This is a genomic window from Mesorhizobium sp. WSM3862, assembly GCF_002294985.1.
Lineage (GTDB): Bacteria > Pseudomonadota > Alphaproteobacteria > Rhizobiales > Rhizobiaceae > Mesorhizobium.
This window is the reverse complement of the sequence record NZ_NSGE01000009.1, coordinates 187,492-205,256: the sequence shown is the minus strand read 5'-3', so window position 1 is coordinate 205,256 and position 17,765 is coordinate 187,492. Positions and strand designations below refer to the sequence as shown.

Annotated in this window: 18 protein-coding genes and 1 pseudogene; 9 read left to right on the top strand and 10 right to left on the bottom strand. The window is 63.7% G+C overall.

Annotated features, from left to right (window positions below):
- Positions 1-49 precede the first annotated feature (49 nt).
- The 6 genes from CK224_RS24985 to CK224_RS24960 all read right to left on the bottom strand — a co-directional run bounded on the left by CK224_RS24985 (position 50) and on the right by CK224_RS24960 (position 5,690).
- Positions 50-556, bottom strand: a complete 507-nt coding sequence (locus CK224_RS24985) for an L-2-amino-thiazoline-4-carboxylic acid hydrolase (protein WP_095780078.1) — start codon at positions 554-556, stop codon at positions 50-52.
- Positions 553-1,332, bottom strand: coding sequence for an ATP-binding cassette domain-containing protein (locus CK224_RS24980; protein ID WP_095780077.1), 780 nt, complete (start codon positions 1,330-1,332; stop codon positions 553-555). The genes CK224_RS24985 and CK224_RS24980 overlap by 4 nt, the downstream gene beginning before the upstream one ends.
- Positions 1,329-2,153 (bottom strand): ABC transporter ATP-binding protein, encoded by an 825-nt coding sequence (locus tag CK224_RS24975; RefSeq protein ID WP_095780076.1) that lies wholly within the window; start codon positions 2,151-2,153, stop codon positions 1,329-1,331. Before CK224_RS24975 ends, CK224_RS24980 begins: the two co-directional genes overlap by 4 nt.
- Positions 2,150-2,980 carry an ABC transporter permease gene (locus CK224_RS24970; protein WP_095783581.1) on the bottom strand — a complete coding sequence of 277 codons (831 nt, stop codon included), beginning with the start codon at positions 2,978-2,980 and terminating at the stop codon, positions 2,150-2,152. The genes CK224_RS24975 and CK224_RS24970 overlap by 4 nt, the downstream gene beginning before the upstream one ends.
- Positions 2,977-3,963 carry an ABC transporter permease gene (locus CK224_RS24965; RefSeq protein WP_095783580.1) on the bottom strand — a complete coding sequence of 329 codons (987 nt, stop codon included), beginning with the start codon at positions 3,961-3,963 and terminating at the stop codon, positions 2,977-2,979. Before CK224_RS24965 ends, CK224_RS24970 begins: the two co-directional genes overlap by 4 nt.
- A 116-nt stretch (positions 3,964-4,079) precedes the next feature.
- Complete coding sequence (locus CK224_RS24960; RefSeq protein WP_095783579.1) at positions 4,080-5,690, bottom strand: ABC transporter substrate-binding protein; 1,611 nt, start codon at positions 5,688-5,690, stop codon at positions 4,080-4,082.
- Between the two features lie 342 nt (positions 5,691-6,032).
- Here CK224_RS24960 and CK224_RS24955 point away from each other — a divergent pair, with 342 nt between their 5' ends.
- Together CK224_RS24955 and CK224_RS24950 are read left to right on the top strand one after the other, a co-directional pair.
- Entirely contained in the window at positions 6,033-7,223 is a 1,191-nt protein-coding gene (locus CK224_RS24955) for a Xaa-Pro peptidase family protein (RefSeq protein ID WP_095783578.1), read from the top strand.
- Between the two features lie 184 nt (positions 7,224-7,407).
- Positions 7,408-7,815, top strand: a complete 408-nt coding sequence (locus tag CK224_RS24950) for a nuclear transport factor 2 family protein (protein WP_067318995.1) — start codon at positions 7,408-7,410, stop codon at positions 7,813-7,815.
- Between the two features lie 134 nt (positions 7,816-7,949).
- On the opposite strand, the gene CK224_RS24945 is transcribed toward CK224_RS24950, so the two are convergent.
- The 3 genes and pseudogenes from CK224_RS24945 to CK224_RS24935 form a co-directional block, all read right to left on the bottom strand.
- On the bottom strand, positions 7,950-8,372 hold the full coding sequence (locus tag CK224_RS24945) for a cupin domain-containing protein (RefSeq protein WP_095783577.1): 423 nt from the start codon (positions 8,370-8,372) through the stop codon (positions 7,950-7,952).
- 4 nt (positions 8,373-8,376) lie between these two features.
- On the bottom strand, positions 8,377-9,240 hold the full coding sequence (locus tag CK224_RS24940; RefSeq protein WP_067318991.1) for a phosphoenolpyruvate hydrolase family protein: 864 nt from the start codon (positions 9,238-9,240) through the stop codon (positions 8,377-8,379).
- A gap of 12 nt (positions 9,241-9,252) precedes the next feature.
- Positions 9,253-10,448 (bottom strand): annotated as a pseudogene (locus CK224_RS24935) (Tm-1-like ATP-binding domain-containing protein).
- Positions 10,449-10,566: 118 nt separating this feature from the next.
- Here CK224_RS24935 and CK224_RS24930 point away from each other — a divergent pair.
- The 7 genes from CK224_RS24930 to CK224_RS24900 all read left to right on the top strand — a co-directional run bounded on the left by CK224_RS24930 (position 10,567) and on the right by CK224_RS24900 (position 17,279).
- On the top strand, positions 10,567-11,256 hold the full coding sequence (locus CK224_RS24930) for a TetR/AcrR family transcriptional regulator (protein ID WP_095783576.1): 690 nt from the start codon (positions 10,567-10,569) through the stop codon (positions 11,254-11,256).
- 354 nt (positions 11,257-11,610) lie between these two features.
- The gene (locus tag CK224_RS24925; RefSeq protein ID WP_066989980.1) at positions 11,611-12,927 is read left to right on the top strand and encodes an extracellular solute-binding protein; all 1,317 of its coding nucleotides are present in this window, start codon (positions 11,611-11,613) and stop codon (positions 12,925-12,927) included.
- Between the two features lie 67 nt (positions 12,928-12,994).
- Entirely contained in the window at positions 12,995-13,900 is a 906-nt protein-coding gene (locus CK224_RS24920) for a sugar ABC transporter permease (RefSeq protein ID WP_066989977.1), read from the top strand.
- A gap of 1 nt (position 13,901) precedes the next feature.
- Positions 13,902-14,858, top strand: coding sequence for a carbohydrate ABC transporter permease (locus tag CK224_RS24915; RefSeq protein ID WP_095783575.1), 957 nt, complete (start codon positions 13,902-13,904; stop codon positions 14,856-14,858).
- Entirely contained in the window at positions 14,855-15,076 is a 222-nt protein-coding gene (locus tag CK224_RS24910) for a hypothetical protein (protein WP_066989971.1), read from the top strand. Before CK224_RS24915 ends, CK224_RS24910 begins: the two co-directional genes overlap by 4 nt.
- Positions 15,073-16,176 carry an ABC transporter ATP-binding protein gene (locus tag CK224_RS24905; protein WP_095783574.1) on the top strand — a complete coding sequence of 368 codons (1,104 nt, stop codon included), beginning with the start codon at positions 15,073-15,075 and terminating at the stop codon, positions 16,174-16,176. Before CK224_RS24910 ends, CK224_RS24905 begins: the two co-directional genes overlap by 4 nt.
- Positions 16,176-17,279 carry an ABC transporter ATP-binding protein gene (locus tag CK224_RS24900; RefSeq protein WP_095783573.1) on the top strand — a complete coding sequence of 368 codons (1,104 nt, stop codon included), beginning with the start codon at positions 16,176-16,178 and terminating at the stop codon, positions 17,277-17,279. Before CK224_RS24905 ends, CK224_RS24900 begins: the two co-directional genes overlap by 1 nt.
- A gap of 33 nt (positions 17,280-17,312) precedes the next feature.
- On the opposite strand, the gene CK224_RS24895 is transcribed toward CK224_RS24900, so the two are convergent.
- Entirely contained in the window at positions 17,313-17,744 is a 432-nt protein-coding gene (locus CK224_RS24895) for a DUF4437 domain-containing protein (protein WP_095783572.1), read from the bottom strand.
- Positions 17,745-17,765: the final 21 nt, after the last annotated feature.

Genomic DNA, 17,765 nt, shown 5'->3' with positions numbered 1-17,765 from the left:
AATCCCGCGCGAAACTGCACGTCGTCGCCAAAATCAAATCGTCGGCTTGCTAGGTGTCGCGGTTGGTCAGCGCGATGTGGCAGCAGCCGGAGCCGTGGCCCGGCGTCCAGGTCACGTTGGCGAACCGCACGCCGGTTGCTTCGAACAGTCCGCGGTCGAAGGCGCCGGCGATGCGGCAGAGCGTGGCAAGCTTTTCCTGGCCGACGCCGGCCTCGATCCAGGCATCCTTCAGCGGGCAGCGCTTCACCTTGAAAGCGATGCGGTCCGGCCCGCGCTCGACGTCGGTCGGATACATGCGCCCGCCATCCGGGCTGACGGAAAGGAACGCCTCGCCGATCGCCAGCGCATCATTGGGGCCGAAACCGGCGAAAGCGGCCGCTGCAACTTCCCGGCCGCGCTTTTCGATGGTGCGGATCATTAATGCTTCGGCCTTCTCGGCGCCAAGCGCGGCGGTCAGCTCATCGAGGAAGAGGCGATAGAGATCGCCCCGGTTGCGAAAGGCGGAGTCGAGCTCGCGCGACAGTTTTTCGGCAATGGCTGCGTCGGAGTCGGTCATGGTGTTTTGATCCTATTCAGCCTCGGGGTTGCCGCCACCAGCGCCTTGCCGACCGCCGATTGCGGGCTGGCGATGACGGTGCGGGCGTCGCCGCTCTCGGCGACCCGGCCGGCTTCGAGGAGAACGATGCGATGCGCGAGGGCGCGGATTACGCCGAGATCATGCGAAATGAAGAGATAGGCGATCCGTTCCTGTCTTTGCAGGTCGAGCAGCAAATCCAGGATCTGTCCGCGCACCGAAACGTCGAGCGCCGAGACCGCCTCGTCGAGGACGATCAGCGACGGTCGGGTGGCGATGGCGCGGGCGATCGCTACCCGCTGGCGCTGGCCGCCGGAAATCTCGTGGATCGCGCGCGCGGCAAGGCCGGCATCGAGGCCGACACGCTCCAAGAGAGCTGCGATGCGGCGCGGGCGCTCCGAGCGCGAGGCGATGCCGTGGATGCGCAACGGGTCGTCCAGCGCACGCGCCACCGTGGAGCGCGGGTTAAAGGCGGCGAGCGGATCCTGGAAGACCATCTGGAGGCGGGCACGGCGGGCGCGCAACGCGGCGCCCGACAAGATAAGCAAGTCCGCGCCCTCGAATTGGATGCGCCCAGCGTCGGGCTCTAGCAGGCGCAGTACCAGCCGCGCAATCGTCGACTTGCCGCTGCCGGACGGGCCGGCGACGGCCAGCGTTTCGGCCGGGCCGATCTCAAACGAGACATCGTCGACCGCCGCAAAAGGTTTGCCGCCGCGGCGATAGCGCTTGGAGAGATTGGAGACGGCGAGCACGGTCATGCCGAGGCGCCTTGCCGGTCAAGAAGCGGCTTGGCGTCGAGGCCGAGGTGGGCATCGAGCAGCATGCGCGTATAGGCATGGCGCGGCGCGTTGAGGATCTGGTCCGTGTCGCCCAATTCGACCAACTCGCCATGGCGCAGCACCGCGATGCGTTCGGCGAGCGTGGCGGCGAGCGCGATGTCGTGGCTAATGAAGGCGAGCGTCAGGCCGTCCTCGTTGACCAACCCGCGGATCAGGGAAACGATCTCGGCCTGGACGATGGTGTCGAGCGCGCTGGTCGCCTCGTCGGCAATCAGCAGTTTCGGGGCGGCGGCGATGGCCGCGGCGATTGCAACGCGCTGCTTCTGGCCGCCGGACAGCTGGTGCGGATAGGCGCGCAAGGCGGCTTCGGAGTCGGGCAAGCGGACGCGTCCGAGCAGGGTTTTGGCTTTGGCATAGGCCTCGCGCCAGGTGAGGTTGAGATGCGTGCGTGCGACCTCGGCGATTTGTTTGCCGACCGGCATCACCGGGTCGAGGCTGAAGGAGGGGTCCTGGAAGACGAAGCCGATGTCGCGGCCACCTAAGGGCTGAAAATGCGAAGCTGTCACGGAATGAGACGATCGAGGTTTCTGCCACTCGATCGAACCTCCAACCTCGGCCGCTTCCGCCAACAATCCCGCAACCGCCAGCGCCAGCGTGCTCTTGCCCGAGCCGCTCTCACCGATGATCGCAAGGCGTTCCCCGGCTTCCACATCAAGGCTGATGCCCTTCAGCGCCGTTACCTCGACGCCCTCGCGCCGATACCGCACCGTCAGATCGCGGATCGAAAGCAGCGCAGTCACGAAAGGCTCCTGCGTACCGCGGTGCTTTCCACCACGCCCTCGCCGGCGAGGTAAACGCCGAGAACGGTCAGCACCAGCGCGATACCGGGAACGATCGACAGCAAAGGCGCGGTGCGCAAGACAGTGCGGCCTTCGGCGATCATGCCGCCCCAGGTGACGCGGTTGGGATCACCGAGGCCGAGAAAGGAAAGCGCTGCTTCGGTGAGGATGGCGGCCGCGACGATCACCGAGGAAAGCGCCAGCACCGGCGGCAGCGCATTGGGCAGCACCTCGCGAAAGGCAATCTCGAGCGGATGCATGCCGATGACGCGAGCGCCGGCGACATAGTCGCGCTCGCGGATCGACAGCACTTCCGCGCGCGCCACCCGCGCCGGCCCGGTCCAGGCGCCGAGCGCGATGGCCGCGATCACCACACCAAGCGAGGGGCCGACGATGCTGACGAACGCCAGCGCCAGCAAAAAACTAGGCACGGTCTGGAAGGCGTCGGTGATGCGCATCAGCACCTCGTCGATCAAGCCGCCGGCGAAACCGGCCAGCGTGCCCACCACCGCGCCGACCAGAAGCGCAGCTGCGGCCGCCGCTAGTCCAACCGCCAGCGAGGTGCGCGCGCCGTGGAAAAGTTCGGCCAGCACGTCGCGGCCGAGCCGGTCGGTGCCGAGCGGCAGCGACCAATTTTGCAACGGCGGCAGCAAGGCCGGGCCGGCGATCGCTTGCGGGTCGCCCGGAAAGAGCAGCGGCGCTGCCAGCGCGATCGCGACGAGCAAGGCGAGGATGAGTGCGCCGGCGATCGCTTCCGGCGTCTGGAAAAAGCGATGCAGCCTCTTCATGCGACCGCCTCGCCGGCACCGACGCGCGGATCGAGGAAGGCGTAGGCGAGATCGACCAGGAGGTTGATGACGATAACGAGCACGGCACTCACCAAAATGATGCCGAGCAGCAGCGGCGTGTCGCGTCCGGCGACGGCTTCCTGCGCCAGCCGGCCGAGGCCGGGGACGGCAAAGACGCTTTCGATGACAACGCTGCCGCCCAGCATCTGCGCCGATTGCAAGCCGAGCATGGTGACCAGCGGCAGCAGCGCGTTGCGGGCGACATGCGCAAGCACGATGCGCCGGCGCGGCAAGCCCCTGGCACGGGCGGCAAGCACGAAATCCTGCCGCCAGGCTTCCGCCATGCCGGCGCGCATCATGCGCAGATAGAGCGCGAGATAGATGAAGCCGAGCGCCGAGACCGGCAGCACAAGATGGGCGGCGATGTCGCGGGCCCGCGCCACCCCGGTCTTGGCCGATGCGACGGTCTCGATGCCGCCGATCGGCAGCCAGCGCAGGTCGACGGCGAAGACGACGATCAGCACAAGGCCGAGCCAAAAGCCCGGCACGGCGTAGAGCGCCAGCGAGCCGATCGACAGGAAGCGGTCGCGAAAGCTGCCGGGACGCGCACCGGCATAGATGCCGAGCGCCGAGCCGAGGCCGAAGGAGAGCGCGGTGGCGCTGCCCATCAGGATGAGCGTGCTCGGCAGGCGTTCGAGGATGACGTCGCGGATCGGCCGCGAGAAGGTGACAGACTGGCCAAGGTCGAGGTGCAAGAGCGCCCAGAGATAGTTGGCGAGCCGGGTCAGCTCCGACTGGTCGAGGCCCCAGCGGTGGCGCAGCAATTCGATCATGCCGGCATCGCCGCCGGTCGAGACGATATAGGCGTCGACCGCGTCGCCGGGGGCAGCTTCGAGCAGCAGGAAGCTGCCGATGACGACGATCAGCAGCACGAAGACGCTGCCGACGAGACGGCGGCGCAGGAGGGTGAGGGCTCGGGTCATGGCGACGCCATATCAGGGCCAACCCTTGGATGCCGCGTCCGGCAGGACAGAGGGGCGCGCGACGGAACTCTCATTCTCAAAGCTCAGCACCCAGGCAGGCAATCCGCAAGTGCGGATCAACCCGCCAAAAAGGTGTCCGCCCAGTTCGATACCGCCCAGCGCGGGTTGTTGGCGATGTTGCCGACAGTGTCGCGGGCGACGGAAATGAAGCTCCACTCGGCGACGTTGATCAGCGGCAGGTCGGCCGCCACCATTTTCTGGAATTCCTTGTACAGCCCGGTGCGGGCGGATGTGTCGAGCGTCTCTGACGCTTTGGCGATCAGCGCATCCAGGTCGGCGTTCTTGTAGCCACCCTGGTTGGAGAAGGGCACGCCGTCGGGGATGCCGCTCTGCACCAGGATGGTGGTCGAGATCGCCGGGTCGCCTCGGAACACCGGCGGGCCGACGGCGAGGTCGAAGGCATGGTCGGTATAGACCGCCTTCATATGGGCGGCCGAGTCGTTATTGACGATTTGGGCGTCGATGCCGATTACGGCCAGCGCCTGGCGCAGGTAATCGCCGAACTGCTTGGTCTCATTGAAGTAGGGCGCCGGCAGCAGCTTCAGTGCAAAGCGCTTGCCGTCGTCGGCCCGTTTGTAGCCGGCCTCGTCGAGCAGCTCGTTGGCCTTGGCGACGTCGAAGGGGTAGATCGGGACGTCAGCAGTGTAGAATTGCGGATCGTTCTTCGGCACCGGACCGGTTGCGGTCGCGGCGTAGCCGAGGAAAATTGTCTTGACGACGAAATCCTTGTCGATGGCATGCGCGATCGCCTGCCGCACTTTCAGGTCCGCCAGTTCCTTGCGGCGATGGTTGATCTCGACGACGAGCTGGTAGGTCAGCCCCTCATAGCCCTTGGTGATGACCTTCAGACCCGGCACCTTTGAGATGCGGTCGAGGTCGGCGAGCGGCACGGCGGAGAAGGCGGCGAGCTGGATTTCTTCCGCCTCGAGCGCCGCAGCCGCAGAGGTTCGGTCGGGCAGCACCTGGTAGACGATCTCGTCGAGATAGGGCTCGTCCTTGTCCCAATAGGCATCGTTCCGCGCAAGCCGATAGTACTGGCCGGCCTTGTATTCGGCGAATTTGAACGGGCCGGTGCCGACCGGAGCGTTGTTGGCCGGGTTGTCCTCGATCTTGCCCATCTCATAGACGTGCTTCGGCACGACGCTGCTCAATGCCGGCAGCGCGTTGCGGATCAGCTGGAACGGCGTCGGCTTGGCGAATTTGAACACGGCCGTAAGCTTGTCGGGCGTGTCGACGGCTTCAAGGTCCTTGAACACCGTGCGGCCGAGATTCTGCAGAGGCTTCCAGACCTGCAGCGCGGAGAAGGCGACGTCGGCGGAGGTGAAGGGCTTGCCGTCATGCCATTTGACGCCGTCGCGCAACTTGAAGGTCACCGACCGGCCGTCGGCCGAGCCTTCCCAGGAAAGCGCAAGGCGCGGCTGAAGCCCGTCCTTGCCGTCGAAGGAGGCCTCAGCCAGCGTCTCGACCACCTTGCTGGAGATGAAGAAGACGCCGTTGGAAGCGACAATAGCCGGATTGAGGTTGCGCGGCTCGGAGTCGGCGGCCACGATCAACCTGCCACCCTTCTTCGGCGTCTGCGCCCGGCCGATGGCCGGCAAGGCGGTCGAGGCCAGAAGCAGTGCCGAGCCGGCCAGCAGGCCGCGGCGTGAAATCGGCAATCCGGACATCCTCAAGCTCCCCTCTTCACCCGCGACCGGCGCGGGCAACCTCAAAATCAGCGGGATTATGGCCCTTGGCAAAGGTTTCGCCAGAGACGGATTTGGCGCATGCTGGCTTGGCTCTGAAATTTTCGTCCGCTGGACCAGTTATATTCGGTCTGCGGTCGCGACTATCTGGTAGGACCAGACTAAGCCGTACGCGGTCTCAAGCCAAGTAGGAGAGGGCGGGATCAGCCGGATGCTGTCAACGCTGGCTGGACCAGAACGGTCAAGATGGTGCAGATTTGGCCGCAAACGGCACTTTCAGGATGTTTGACTGCTTTAGCGGCCGAGGAAATCAGGGAGGGAAAGATGAACATCGCTCCGGGCAAAACCGAGGCCAGCGGCATCCCGTTCGACCAGGCTCGGGTGGACCGGCTGATGGAGGAGGCCGGCATCGATGTGCTTTTCGCCACCTCCAAGCACAACACGCAATATCTGCTCGGCGGCTACAAGTTCATCTTTTTCGCGGCGATGGACGCCATCGGCCATAGCCGCTACCTGCCGATCGTCCTCTATGAAAAAGGCGGGCCGGAGCATGCTGCCTATATCGGCAACAAGATGGAAGGCGGCGAGCACGAGAACCATCCGTTCTGGACACCGACATTGCATGCAGCCTGCTGGGGCACGCTCGACGCTGCCAACCTTGCCGTCGAGCATCTGCAGAAGATCGGCAAGGGTGCTGCCCGCATCGGCATCGAGCCTGCTTTCCTGCCCTCGGACGCTTACTCGCTGATCCGCAAGGCCTTGCCGGATGCAAAGCTGATCGATGCCACCGGCATGCTGGAGCGCATGCGCGCCGTCAAGACCGAGGCCGAACTGGAGAAGCTGCGCATCGCCTCCGAACTGATCACCGATTCGATGCTGGCGACGATCGCCTGGGCGCGCGAGGGCACGACCAAGACCGACATCATCGAGCAGTTACGGCGCGAGGAGACCAATCGCGGCGCGCATTTCGAATATTGTCTGCTGACACTGGGTGCCAGCCACAACCGTGCTGCGTCGAGCCAGGCGTGGAAGCAGGGCGAGGTGCTGTCGATCGATTCCGGCGGCAACTATCACGGCTATATCGGCGACCTCTGCCGCATGGGTATTCTTGGCGAGCCGGATGCCGAGCTCGAGGATCTGCTGTCCGAAATCGAGTCGGTGCAGCAGGCCGCGTTCTCCAAGGTCAAAGCCGGCACGCTCGGCGGCGACATGATCGCGCATGCCGAGAGCGTGCTGAAGGCTTCTAAGGTCGCGACCTATACGGATTTCTTCGCCCACGGCATGGGGCTGATCACGCATGAAGCGCCGTTTTTGATGACCAACCATCCGGTCACCTATGAAGGCACCTATGCGGCCAAGCCGCTGGAAAAGAACATGGTGCTTTCGGTCGAGACCACCATGCTCCACCCGACGCGCGGCTTCATCAAGCTCGAGGATACCGTGGCGGTGACTGACACAGGCTATGCGATGTTCGGCGATCGCGGGCGTGGGTGGAACAGGGGTGGGGTAGCCTAGAGCGCGCTCGGGAAACCAATCACTCCGAATGACCGAGTTCAAACCTCGGGGCGGCTTCTGCGGATTGATGGGAAACAAGCTTCGTCGTGCGCGCCCGCCGTCCTGGGTGTATCTTGCTGACTTGAGTTGTGGCCCGGCGCCTCCTACCAGACCGATTACGTCGGGCCGGTAGCAGGAGGAAGTTATGGCAGACGTAACATCAAGAAATCAGAACTCCGAGCTCATTCGGCGGGGTTACGCCGCCTTCAACTCCGGAGACATGGACACGCTTGCGCAAATCATCGACGAGAAATGCACGTGGCACAGCCCGGGAAGGAATCCGATCGCCGGGGACTACAAAGGCCGTGAGGCGACTTTTGCCCAGTTCGGCCGTTATGGCGGGCAAACCCTTGGCACCTTCAGGGCGAATCTTCTGCATGTCATGGAAAGTGAGGACGGACGTGTAGTCGGCGTCCATCGCAATACCGGGGAACGCAACGGCAAACAGCTTGATGTGCTCTGTTGCATCGTCTTCGACATCAGGGCCGGCAAGGTAGTCGATGGCCGGGAACACTTCTACGACCTCTACGCCTGGGATGCATTCTGGGCTTAGCCTGGAGGTGCTATTCGCGGCAACTCGCACGAGACTCTTCGCGATGCCTCCGCACACCTGTTCGCTGGGCCCCGTACATACCTGGAGAGGTGATTACCAAGCAAACCGGTGGAACGCCCGCAAGCGATTTGCCATCAATTGCTTGCCTCTCGCGGCAGCAGCTTGAAATCCGGCAGGTTACGCAGCGCCAGCTCCGGGCCGGCCGGCGAATAGACGACGAAAAGCTGCATCGGCTGATCGCCCGTGTTGAGCGTCGAGTGGAAGCGGCTTTCCGGCACATAGATGGTGCAGCCGGGACCGACCTTGGCGACCACCGGATTGCCCTTCTCGTCCTCGACCATTTGTTCGCCATGGCCGGAGATCACGAAGATGATCTCCTCCGCGCCCGGGTGGTTGTGGCGGGTGTGCCCCTTGCCGGGCGGCAGGTCGACGACGCCGCCGGAGAAGCGCTCCGCGCCGTTCACTTCCGGCGCGACCGTGAGGGCCAGCTTGCCCCAGTCGAAGCCGAAGGCGCTGACCTCCTTCGGATAAACGAACACCTTGCTCTTGTCGGCCATTGCCTCATCCCTTGCTAGTTGCTGGCATTTTCGCTTTGCCGATTGCCGCTGCCTTGAAATCCGCCGTCTGCCTGGCGATCGCCGCCTCGGCCGGCAGCCGTTCCATCGAGCTTGCTCCGTAGAAGCCGTGCAGTCCTTCGCAGCGCTCGAGGATGTAGCGCGCGTCATGGGGCATGGAGATCGGCCCGCCATGGCAAAGCAGGATGACGTCCTTGCGCACCGAGCGCGCGGCGTCGGCAATGGCGTCGATCTCCTCGACGCAGGCATCCAGCGACTTCGCCGAGGTCGCGCCGATCGAGCCGCCTGTCGTCACGCCCATATGGGCTACGACCACGTCGGCGCCCGCCTTGGTCATGGCGCGCGCCTCGTCGGGGTTGAAGACGTAAGGCGTGGTGAGCAGGTCGAGCTTGTGCGCCTCGGCGATCATGTCGACCTCGAGGCTAAAACCCATGCCGGTCTCCTCGAAACTCTGCCGCATGGTGCCGTCGAAGAGGCCGATGGTCGGAAAATTCTGCACGCCGGAAAAGCCCATCGTCTTCAGTTCGGCGAGAAACAGCGGCATGATGACGAAGGGGTCGGTTCCGTTGACGCCGGCCAGCACCGGCGTCTTCTTTACCACCGGCAGCACCTCATAGGCCATTTCCTTGACGATCTCGTTGGCATTGCCATAGGCGAGCAGGCCGGCGGCCGAGCCGCGCCCGGCCATGCGGTAACGGCCGGAATTGTAGATGATGATGAGATCGATGCCGCCGGCTTCCTCGGCCTTGGCCGACAGGCCGGTACCGGCACCGCCGCCGACGATCGGAACGCCATCGGCGATCATCTTGCGGAACCTTTCCAGTATGGTTTTGCGCGGGATGGCGGCCATGTTTGTGGGATCTCACTTCTTGGCGATGTCGAGGAAAGCCTCGGCCGCGGCCTTGGCGAATGCAGGATCGTTGATGTGCAGCGGCAGGCGCGTCACGATACGGTTCCCTGTCGGCTTGATGGTGTGCTCGATGGCCTCGAACAGCGCCGCATCGGCTTGCGGATCGAAGAAGGCGCCGCCTTCGACATCGAGCGCCGACACGCCTTTTTCCGGGATCAGGAAGCGCACCGGGCCGTCGCAACGGGCGAGGCGGCCGCCGATCCATTCGCCGATCCGGCGGCTCTCCTCGGCGGTAGTGCGCATCAGCGTGACATTCGGATTATGCTCATAGAACAGCCGCCCGCGATATTTGTCGGGAATGGTCGGCGGCGCCCAGAAGTTCACCATGTCGAGCGCGCCGACCGAGCCGACATAGGGCAGTTTCGTGCGAGCAATGGCGCCGAAGCGATCCTCCGTCGCCGGCAGCACGCCGTCGAACAGCAGATCGCAGACCTCGGTTGTGGTGATGTCAAGGACGCCGGCGAGCAGGCCGCTATCGGCAAGCTTCTCCATCGAGCGGCCACCTGTGCCGGTCGCATGGAAGACCATGCAGTCATAGTCGGCGCGCAAGCGCTCGACGATTGCCGTGAGCAGGGCGTGGTGACGCCGAACATGGTCAAGCCGAGCGCCGGCTTGCCGGCAGTCGACGGGGCCGGCCTCGCCGCCATGCCGGCGATCGCCTGGGCGGCGTTGTGCAGGACGACGCGCGACAGACGATTGAGGCCGGCCATGTCGGTTACCGACGGCATCATGACGATGTCGGAGACATCGACGTAAGGCGCGGTATCGCCGGAGGCCAGCGTCGAGACCATGATCTTCGGTAGACCGAGCGGTAGCGCGCGCATCCCGGCGGTGACAATCGATGTGCCGCCGCCGCCGCCAATGCCGATCACGCCGGCGACGTCGTCGCGCGATTGGATGAAGCGGATAAAGGCGACACCCATGCCGGCAACGGCGGGTCCGCGGTCGTCAGTGCCGAGCACGGCGCCGGCTCCATCGGGATGATGCGCGGCGACCTCGCTTGCCGCGACATCCACCGGGACGGTCGCGCCGCGTGTGCCGATATCGACGCGGACGACCGAGCCGCCGCCGGCGGCGACGGCGTCGGCCAGGAAGGCAAGCTCCTCACCCTTGGTGTCGGCGGTGCCGACCACATAGATACGCTTCATTCGCCTTTCCCCGTCGTCTCCTCGGTTAGCCGGCCTGCTCGGCGGTGCGGCCTGCCGCTTCGGGCCCGGCGCTTGGTCCGGCCATTGCAATTTTTTGAGACGCGCGTATCGTATTGATATGGATGTCTCACGTCAACAAGCCGCTTCCGATGACGCCGAGCAGCTGAGAGCCGGGAAGGGGGCCCGCGCCCGCACCAGGCGGCTGATGCTGGAAACGGCGACGCGGCTGATGCAATCCGGCGCGACGCCTTCGGTCAGCGAGGTTGCAGAGGCTGCGGAAGTGTCGCGCGCGACCGCCTATCGCTACTTTCCGAGCCAGGCCGCGCTGGTGCAGGCGGTCGTCGACGAGGGGCTCGGACCGATCCTGACCTGGAAATCGAATTCGAAAGATCCGGAACAGCGGGTTGCCGAACTCTTCGCCTCCGCCATGCCGCGCATCGAGGCTTTCGAGGCGACGTTCAAGGCGGCGCTCAAGCTTTCGCTCGACCAGTGGGCGAGACGGCAGGCTGGCACGCTAGGCGCCGAACCGGCTTTCAAGCGCGGCCATCGGATCGACCTCCTGAAGGACGCGATCGCTCCGCTCAAGGGTCAGCTCAAGCCGCGCCAGTTCAAGCGTCTTGCCCAGGCGCTGTCGATGATGTTCGGTGTCGAGGTGCTGATCGTGCTGAAGGATATGTGGGGGCTGGACAGCCGTGACATGATGGCGGTCGCCGAGTGGGCGGCGGGCGCGCTGGTGCGCGCGGCGGTGGCGGAATCAGGAGCGAAGGCGACTGGAGGTTCGGCATCAGCCAAAATAGACATGTCCTGAATCTGGTTCGACCAGATTGGAGAGGATGTCAACAACAATGACTGCAATACACCGCTGAAGACAAGGTCTCCGCATATCAAGGAGTATGAAAAATTATAGAAAACAGAGGGATATCGCTTTGAGCGGCTCGTGGAGCCGTTTTGGACTACACAAGAAAGAACTTGACGTCCCTCTTGAATTGGTAATACCAGATCAGGACGCGTAAAGCGGAGCGAGGGTGAAGGTTGCGATCGATTTTTCCGGTCGGGCGAGGAGGCCCCGAAACCGGAAAATGCCGTCACGGGAGGAACTGCCAGGGCCGACCGCTATGCCGGCCCGCATGACAAGGTAGAAGGCGCACAAGGGAGGAAAACTATGCGCAAGATAGTGACCAGCGTGATCGCTGGTATCGGGCTGGCGCTTGCCTGCGGGACATCCGTCCGCGCGCAAGACAAGGAACTCACCATCTTCTGGGCGGAATGGGATCCGGCGAACTATCTGCAGGAACTCGTCAACGACTACACGGCCGAGACGGGCGTGAAAGTCACGGTGCAGACCACGCCGTGGCCTGATTTCCAGACCAAGGCCTTCACCGAGTTCAACGCGCATGGCGACGCCTACGACATGGTGGTCGGCGACTCGCAATGGCTGGGCGCCGGCTCGACGCAGGGCCACTATGTGGATCTGACCGACTTCTTCAACAAGCATAAGCTTGGCGATGTGATGGCGCCCGCCACCATCAAATATTATGCCGAGTACCCGGGCGGTTCCGGCAAGTACTGGGCGATCCCGCTGGAAGGCGATGCGATCGGCTGGTCTTACCGCAAGGACTGGTTCGAGGACCCGAAGGAGAAGGAAGCCTTCAAGGCGAAGTACGGCTACGACCTCGATGTTCCGAAGACCTATGCGCAGCTGCGCGACATCGCCGAGTTCTTCCATCGTCCGGACCAGAAGCGCTACGGCGTCGCGATCTACACCGACAACTCGTATGACGCGATGGCGATGGGCGTCGAAAGCGCGATCTTCAGCTATGGCGGCGATCTCGGCGACTACGCGACCTACAAGGTCGACGGCATCACCAATTCCAAGGAGGCCGTCGCCGGCCTCGAAATGTACAAGGAACTCTACAAGTTCACGCCTCCCGGCTGGGGCAAGACGTTCTTCGTGGAGGACAACCAAGCCATCACTGGCGGGCTCGCCGCGATGAGCATGAACTTCTTCGCCTTCTTCCCGCCGCTGGTGAACAAAGCCACCAACCCCTATGCCGACGTGACCGGCTTCTTCGCCAACCCGGCCGGTCCGGACGGCAAGCGCTTCGCCGCTCTCGGCGGCCAGGGCATCTCCGTCGTCTCGTACTCGAAGAACAAGGACGAGGCGATGAAATTCCTTGAGTGGTTCATTAAGGACGAGACCCAGAAGAAGTGGGCCGAGCTCGGCGGCTATACCTGCAGCCAGGCCGTGCTTAAGTCGGAGGCCTTCCAGAACGCTACGCCGTATAACAAGGCCTTCTACGACACGATGTTCATGGTCAAGGACTTCTGGGCAACGCCTGAATATGCCGAAGTGCTCGATCAGCTGAACCAGAACATCTATCCGTTCGTGGTCGGCGGCAAGGGCACCGCCCAGGAAGCGCTCGACAAGACCGCCGCCGACTGGAAGGCGACGTTCACCAAATACAACCGCTACAAGTAGGCGTCACAGTCAGAATGCCGGAGGAGGGTTTCCCCTCCGGCATTCCTGTTTTCAGGGAGAACGACCGTTGGCTTCGGTAGCCCTTACCAATCTTGATCCAGCATCCAGGGCCGCCGCGCGAGGCTGGTCGGATCTGACCATCCGCAACATGTTCATCATCCCGACGCTGGTTTTCCTCATCGTCTTCAACATTTTTCCCCTGATCTATTCGCTCGGCTATTCCTTCACCAACTTCGCCGCGAACCGCAGCGAGCCCTGGCAGTTCGTCGGCCTGCAGAATTACCGCGAGCTGCTCAGCGACGGTCACATCTGGTCGAACTTCGTCATCACCGCGAAATATGTGATCGTGTCGGTGGCCGGGCAGATGATCGTAGGCTTCGGCCTCGCGCTTCTGCTCAACCGCAGCTTTCCGATGAAGGGCCTGATCACGACCTTGCTGTTGCTGCCGATGATGATGTCGGCGGCGGTCGTCGGCCTGTTCTGGCAGCTGCTCTACAGCCCGTCCTGGGGACCGATCAACTACGTCTTCGGCCTCGGCGACTTCGCCTGGCTGTCCAATCCCGACAGCGCGCTCTACGCCGTCGCGATCACCGACATCTGGATGTGGTCGCCCTTCGTCATGCTGCTGTCGCTCGCCGGCCTGTCGGCGGTGCCGCAGCACCTCTACGAAGCCGCCGCGATCGACCGCGCCAGCTGGTGGTACACCTTCACCCGCATCACGTTGCCGCTGGTCTCGCCGATCCTTTTGATCGCGCTGATCTTCCGCACCATGGAAGCCTTCAAGACCTTCGACATCGCCTACACGATGACGACTCAGCCGACCGCCGAGCTGATCGCGATCCGGCTCTACAAGCAGGCCTTCCAGCAGTGGGACACCGGCAAATCCTGCGCACTCGCCTACATCGTGCTCATCATGGTGCTGGCCATCACCAACCTCTACGTGAAGTATCTGAACAAGGTGAAGGAGCGCTGAGATGGCCGCCGTCCGCACTTCTTCCGAGGTCGCGCTCAACCGTGTCGCCATCGCCGCGGTGCTGATCGCCACGCTGGTCTTCCTCGCTCCGATCTACTGGATCGCCTCGACGGCGTTCAAGCCGAAGGAACTTGCCGTCAGCGTGCCGCCAACCGTGCTGTTCGAGCCCGAGGTGACGCCGTTCGTGCGGCTCTTCACCAAGCGCGTGCAGATGCAGAAGACCGTCGACCCGCAAGTCTACGAAGCCGCGCCCTGGTGGGAAAAGCGCATCTACGACGGCGGCGAGCGAGTGCTGAAGGTCGGCAAGGACGTGCAGCTTTCGCAATATCCCAACCGCTTCATGAACAGCCTGATCGTGGCGGTGGTCAGCACCGTTCTCGCCGTCGGCATGGGAACGTTCACCGCCTACGGCTTCTCGCGCTTCAAGATCGCCGGCGAGGCGGACCTTTTGTTCTTCATCCTCTCGACGCGCATGCTGCCGCCGGTGGTCGTCGCCATCCCGATGTTCCTGATGTACCGGGCAGTTGGCCTCAACGACTCCCATATCGGCCTGATCATCCTCTACGTCGCCTTCAACCTGTCCTTCTCGGTCTGGCTGATGAAGGGCTTCATGGATGAGATCCCGAAAGAGTATGAGGAGGCAGCACTTGTCGACGGCTATACGCGCATGCAGGCCTTCTTCAAGATCGTTCTGCCCGAGGCCGCAACCGGCATCGCCGCCACCGCCGTGTTCTGCTTCATCACCGCCTGGAACGAGTACGCTTTCGCGCTGATCATGACCAACCGGCGCGCCCAGACGGCGCCGCCCTTCATCCCATCGCAGATCGGCTCCGGCCTGCCGGACTGGACCACGATCGCGGCGGGCACGTTTCTGTTCCTGCTGCCGGTTGCGATCTTCACCTTCCTGCTGCGCAACCACCTGCTTCGCGGCGTGACTTTCGGAGCGATCCGCAAATGAGTTTTCGCGCCGTCAACGAGAAGTACCTTTTGCCGGCATCGCAGATCCTCATGGTGCTCGGCATCGTCGCGCTCTGCCAGCCATGGAGCCTCAGCCTGCATTCCTATGGGGTGACGATCATCCTGATCGGGCTGATCGGCTTCAACATCACGTCGAAAATCGCACCGGAGCAGAGAGAGGAAACCGGCGCCGTGACGCATGAGGGGGCCGGGCAGTGACGCAGATCGAACTTCGCGGCATCGAGAAATTCTTTGGTGCGGTCCAGGTCATCCATAATCTGAACCTCGCCATCGCCGACAACGAGTTCATCGTGCTGCTTGGACAGTCGGGCTGCGGCAAGACGACGACGTTGCGCGCGATTGCCGGGCTCGAGACGATCGATAAGGGCGACATCCTGATCGACGGCCAGGCGGTGCAGCATCTGAAAGCTGCAGACCGCGACATCGCCATGGTGTTCCAGTCCTTCTCGCTCTATCCGCATATGACGGTGTTCGAGAACATCGCCTTTCCGTTGCGGGCCACGCGGATGAGCAGCAGTGAAGTCGACACCTCGGTGCGCGAAATCGCAAGGGTGTTGCGGATCACCGACCTGCTCGACAAGCGGCCGTCTGCGCTTTCGGGCGGCGACATGCAACGCGTGGCGATCGGCCGCGCGCTGGTGCGGCGGCCGAAGGCGATGCTGATGGATGAGCCGATCGGCGCGCTGGACGCCAAGCTGCGCGAAGAAATGCGGGCCGAGATCAAGCGGCTGCACATCAAGCAGGGATCGACCACGATTTATGTCACCCACGACCAGATCGAGGCGATGAGTCTGGCCGACCGCATCGTCATCATGCACGAGGGCTTCATCCAGCAGGTCGGCACGCCGGACGAGGTCTACTCGCATCCGGCAAACCTGTTCGTGGCGCAATTCGTCGGCAGCCCGGTGATGAACATCGCCGAGGCGAGCGTCACCGATCAGGCCGGCGCCGCCTCCGTCACCGTCGGCGGTGCGCCGACGGGTTTCGAGTTCCCGCGCGAGCTCCTCTCCAGGCTCAACGGGCATTCCAATGGTGGCTTGACGCTCGGCATCCGTCCGGAAGGCGTGCTCGTCCGGCATGATGCCGCTCCTGGCTACGTGCCGGTCGAAGCGCAAATTATCGAGCCGCTCGGCTCCTTCGACATTGTCGACCTCAAGGTCGGCTCCAAGATGCTGCGCGCCCGCACCAAGGCCGGCTACGTGTCGGGTCCGGGCGAGAAGGTTCATGCCCGCATCGACCCCGAGCAGGCGCATTTCTTCGACACGGCAAGCGGCAAGTCGCTGGGAGTAAGGCTGTAATGGCCCATATCGAACTGAAGAACATCACCAAGAAGTTCGGCGGCCATACCGCGCTGACGGGTCTCAACCTCGATATCGCCGATGGCGAGTTCTTCGTGCTTTTGGGCGAAACCGGCGCCGGCAAGACGACGACGCTCCGGATGATCGCCGGCCTCGAGAAACCGACCGAGGGCCAGGTCTTCATCGACGGCGTCGACGTCGCCGACTGGAGCGCGGCCGAGCGCGACGTGGCCTTGGTGCTGCAGCAATATTCGCTCTATCCGCGCTACACGGTGCGGCAGAATCTCGAGTTTCCGCTGAAGCCAAAGATCCGCCGGCTGCCGGATGCCGAGATCAAGGACCGCGTCGCGCGCGCCGCCCGCACGCTGCGCATCGAGCACCTGCTCGACCGCAAGACCGACCGGCTCTCCGGTGGCGAGATGCAGCGAGTCTCGATCGGCCGCGCGATCGTGCGCAAACCACGCGTGTTCCTGATGGACGAGCCGCTGTCGGCGCTCGACGCCAAGCTACGCGAGGCGCTGCGCACGGAATTGAAGAACCTGCAGATGCAGCTCGGTGCCACCTTCCTGTTCGTCACCCACGACCAGATCGAAGCGATGTCGATGGGCGACAAGGTCGGCGTGCTGAACCATGGCCGCATCGTTCAGACCGGCACGCCGCAGGAGATCTACAACAATCCGCGCGATACCTATGTCGCAAGCTTCGTCGGCTCGCCGCCGATGAACCTCATCGACGGCACGCTGGTCGACGACCGCGCGGTGATGGCGCCGATGAGTTTCGAATTGCCGGTTGGCGGGGGGGCCAGGGCTTCTTGGGGGCTAAAGATGGGGGGCGCGACCGACGGTCGCCCGCTCGTCTTCGGCATCCGTCCGGAGGACGTCTACCTGGAAGGCGGCGCGCCGGTCGAGGCCCGCGTCCACGATGTCGAGAACCACGGCGTCGAAAAGATTGTGACGCTGAGGGTCGGCGACACGATGCTGCGCGCCACGGTGCCGGCGAGGACCAGTGTCGAGATCGAACAGCCGGTCCGCTTTGCCTGGAACGCGGACAAGGTGGTGCTGTTCGATAAGGGCAGCGGCGTCAGCTTGCGGCACGCCGGATAGCGGGCGGACCGGCCGATTGCTATCGGCCTGCACTTACTTCGGCAGATAGGTCTCGTAGGGCGTGTCGTTGATCAGCAGGATCACGCATTCGGTGTCGGACAGGCAGGCATCGTCATGCATCTCGTTGGCTTTCTGAGTCCAGTAGGAGCCCGGCGGCAGCTCGACCTTGGTCGCCTCGCCGCCTTGGATCTGCCAATGCGCCCAGAGCCCCTTGATGACCACGGCGCGATAGTCGGCGGTGTGCGCGTGGACCGGCGCGCGCCAGTTGCCGGGAAATTTGAGCAGCGTGCCGGCCGCGCCCTCGGCTCGCGAGCCCCATAGCGGGCCGAGGCGCTGCGGCTGGTCCGGCGCTTCGACGACATAAGGGATCTTGTCGGCCGTCAGATAGCTGTCTTCAAGGCCGAATGCCTGTCCAGGAGAGATGGTGAGCGCGGCGAGCGCAAGCGCTGCGAGTTGGTTAGCCATGAGCGGTTCCTCCTGCGGTCA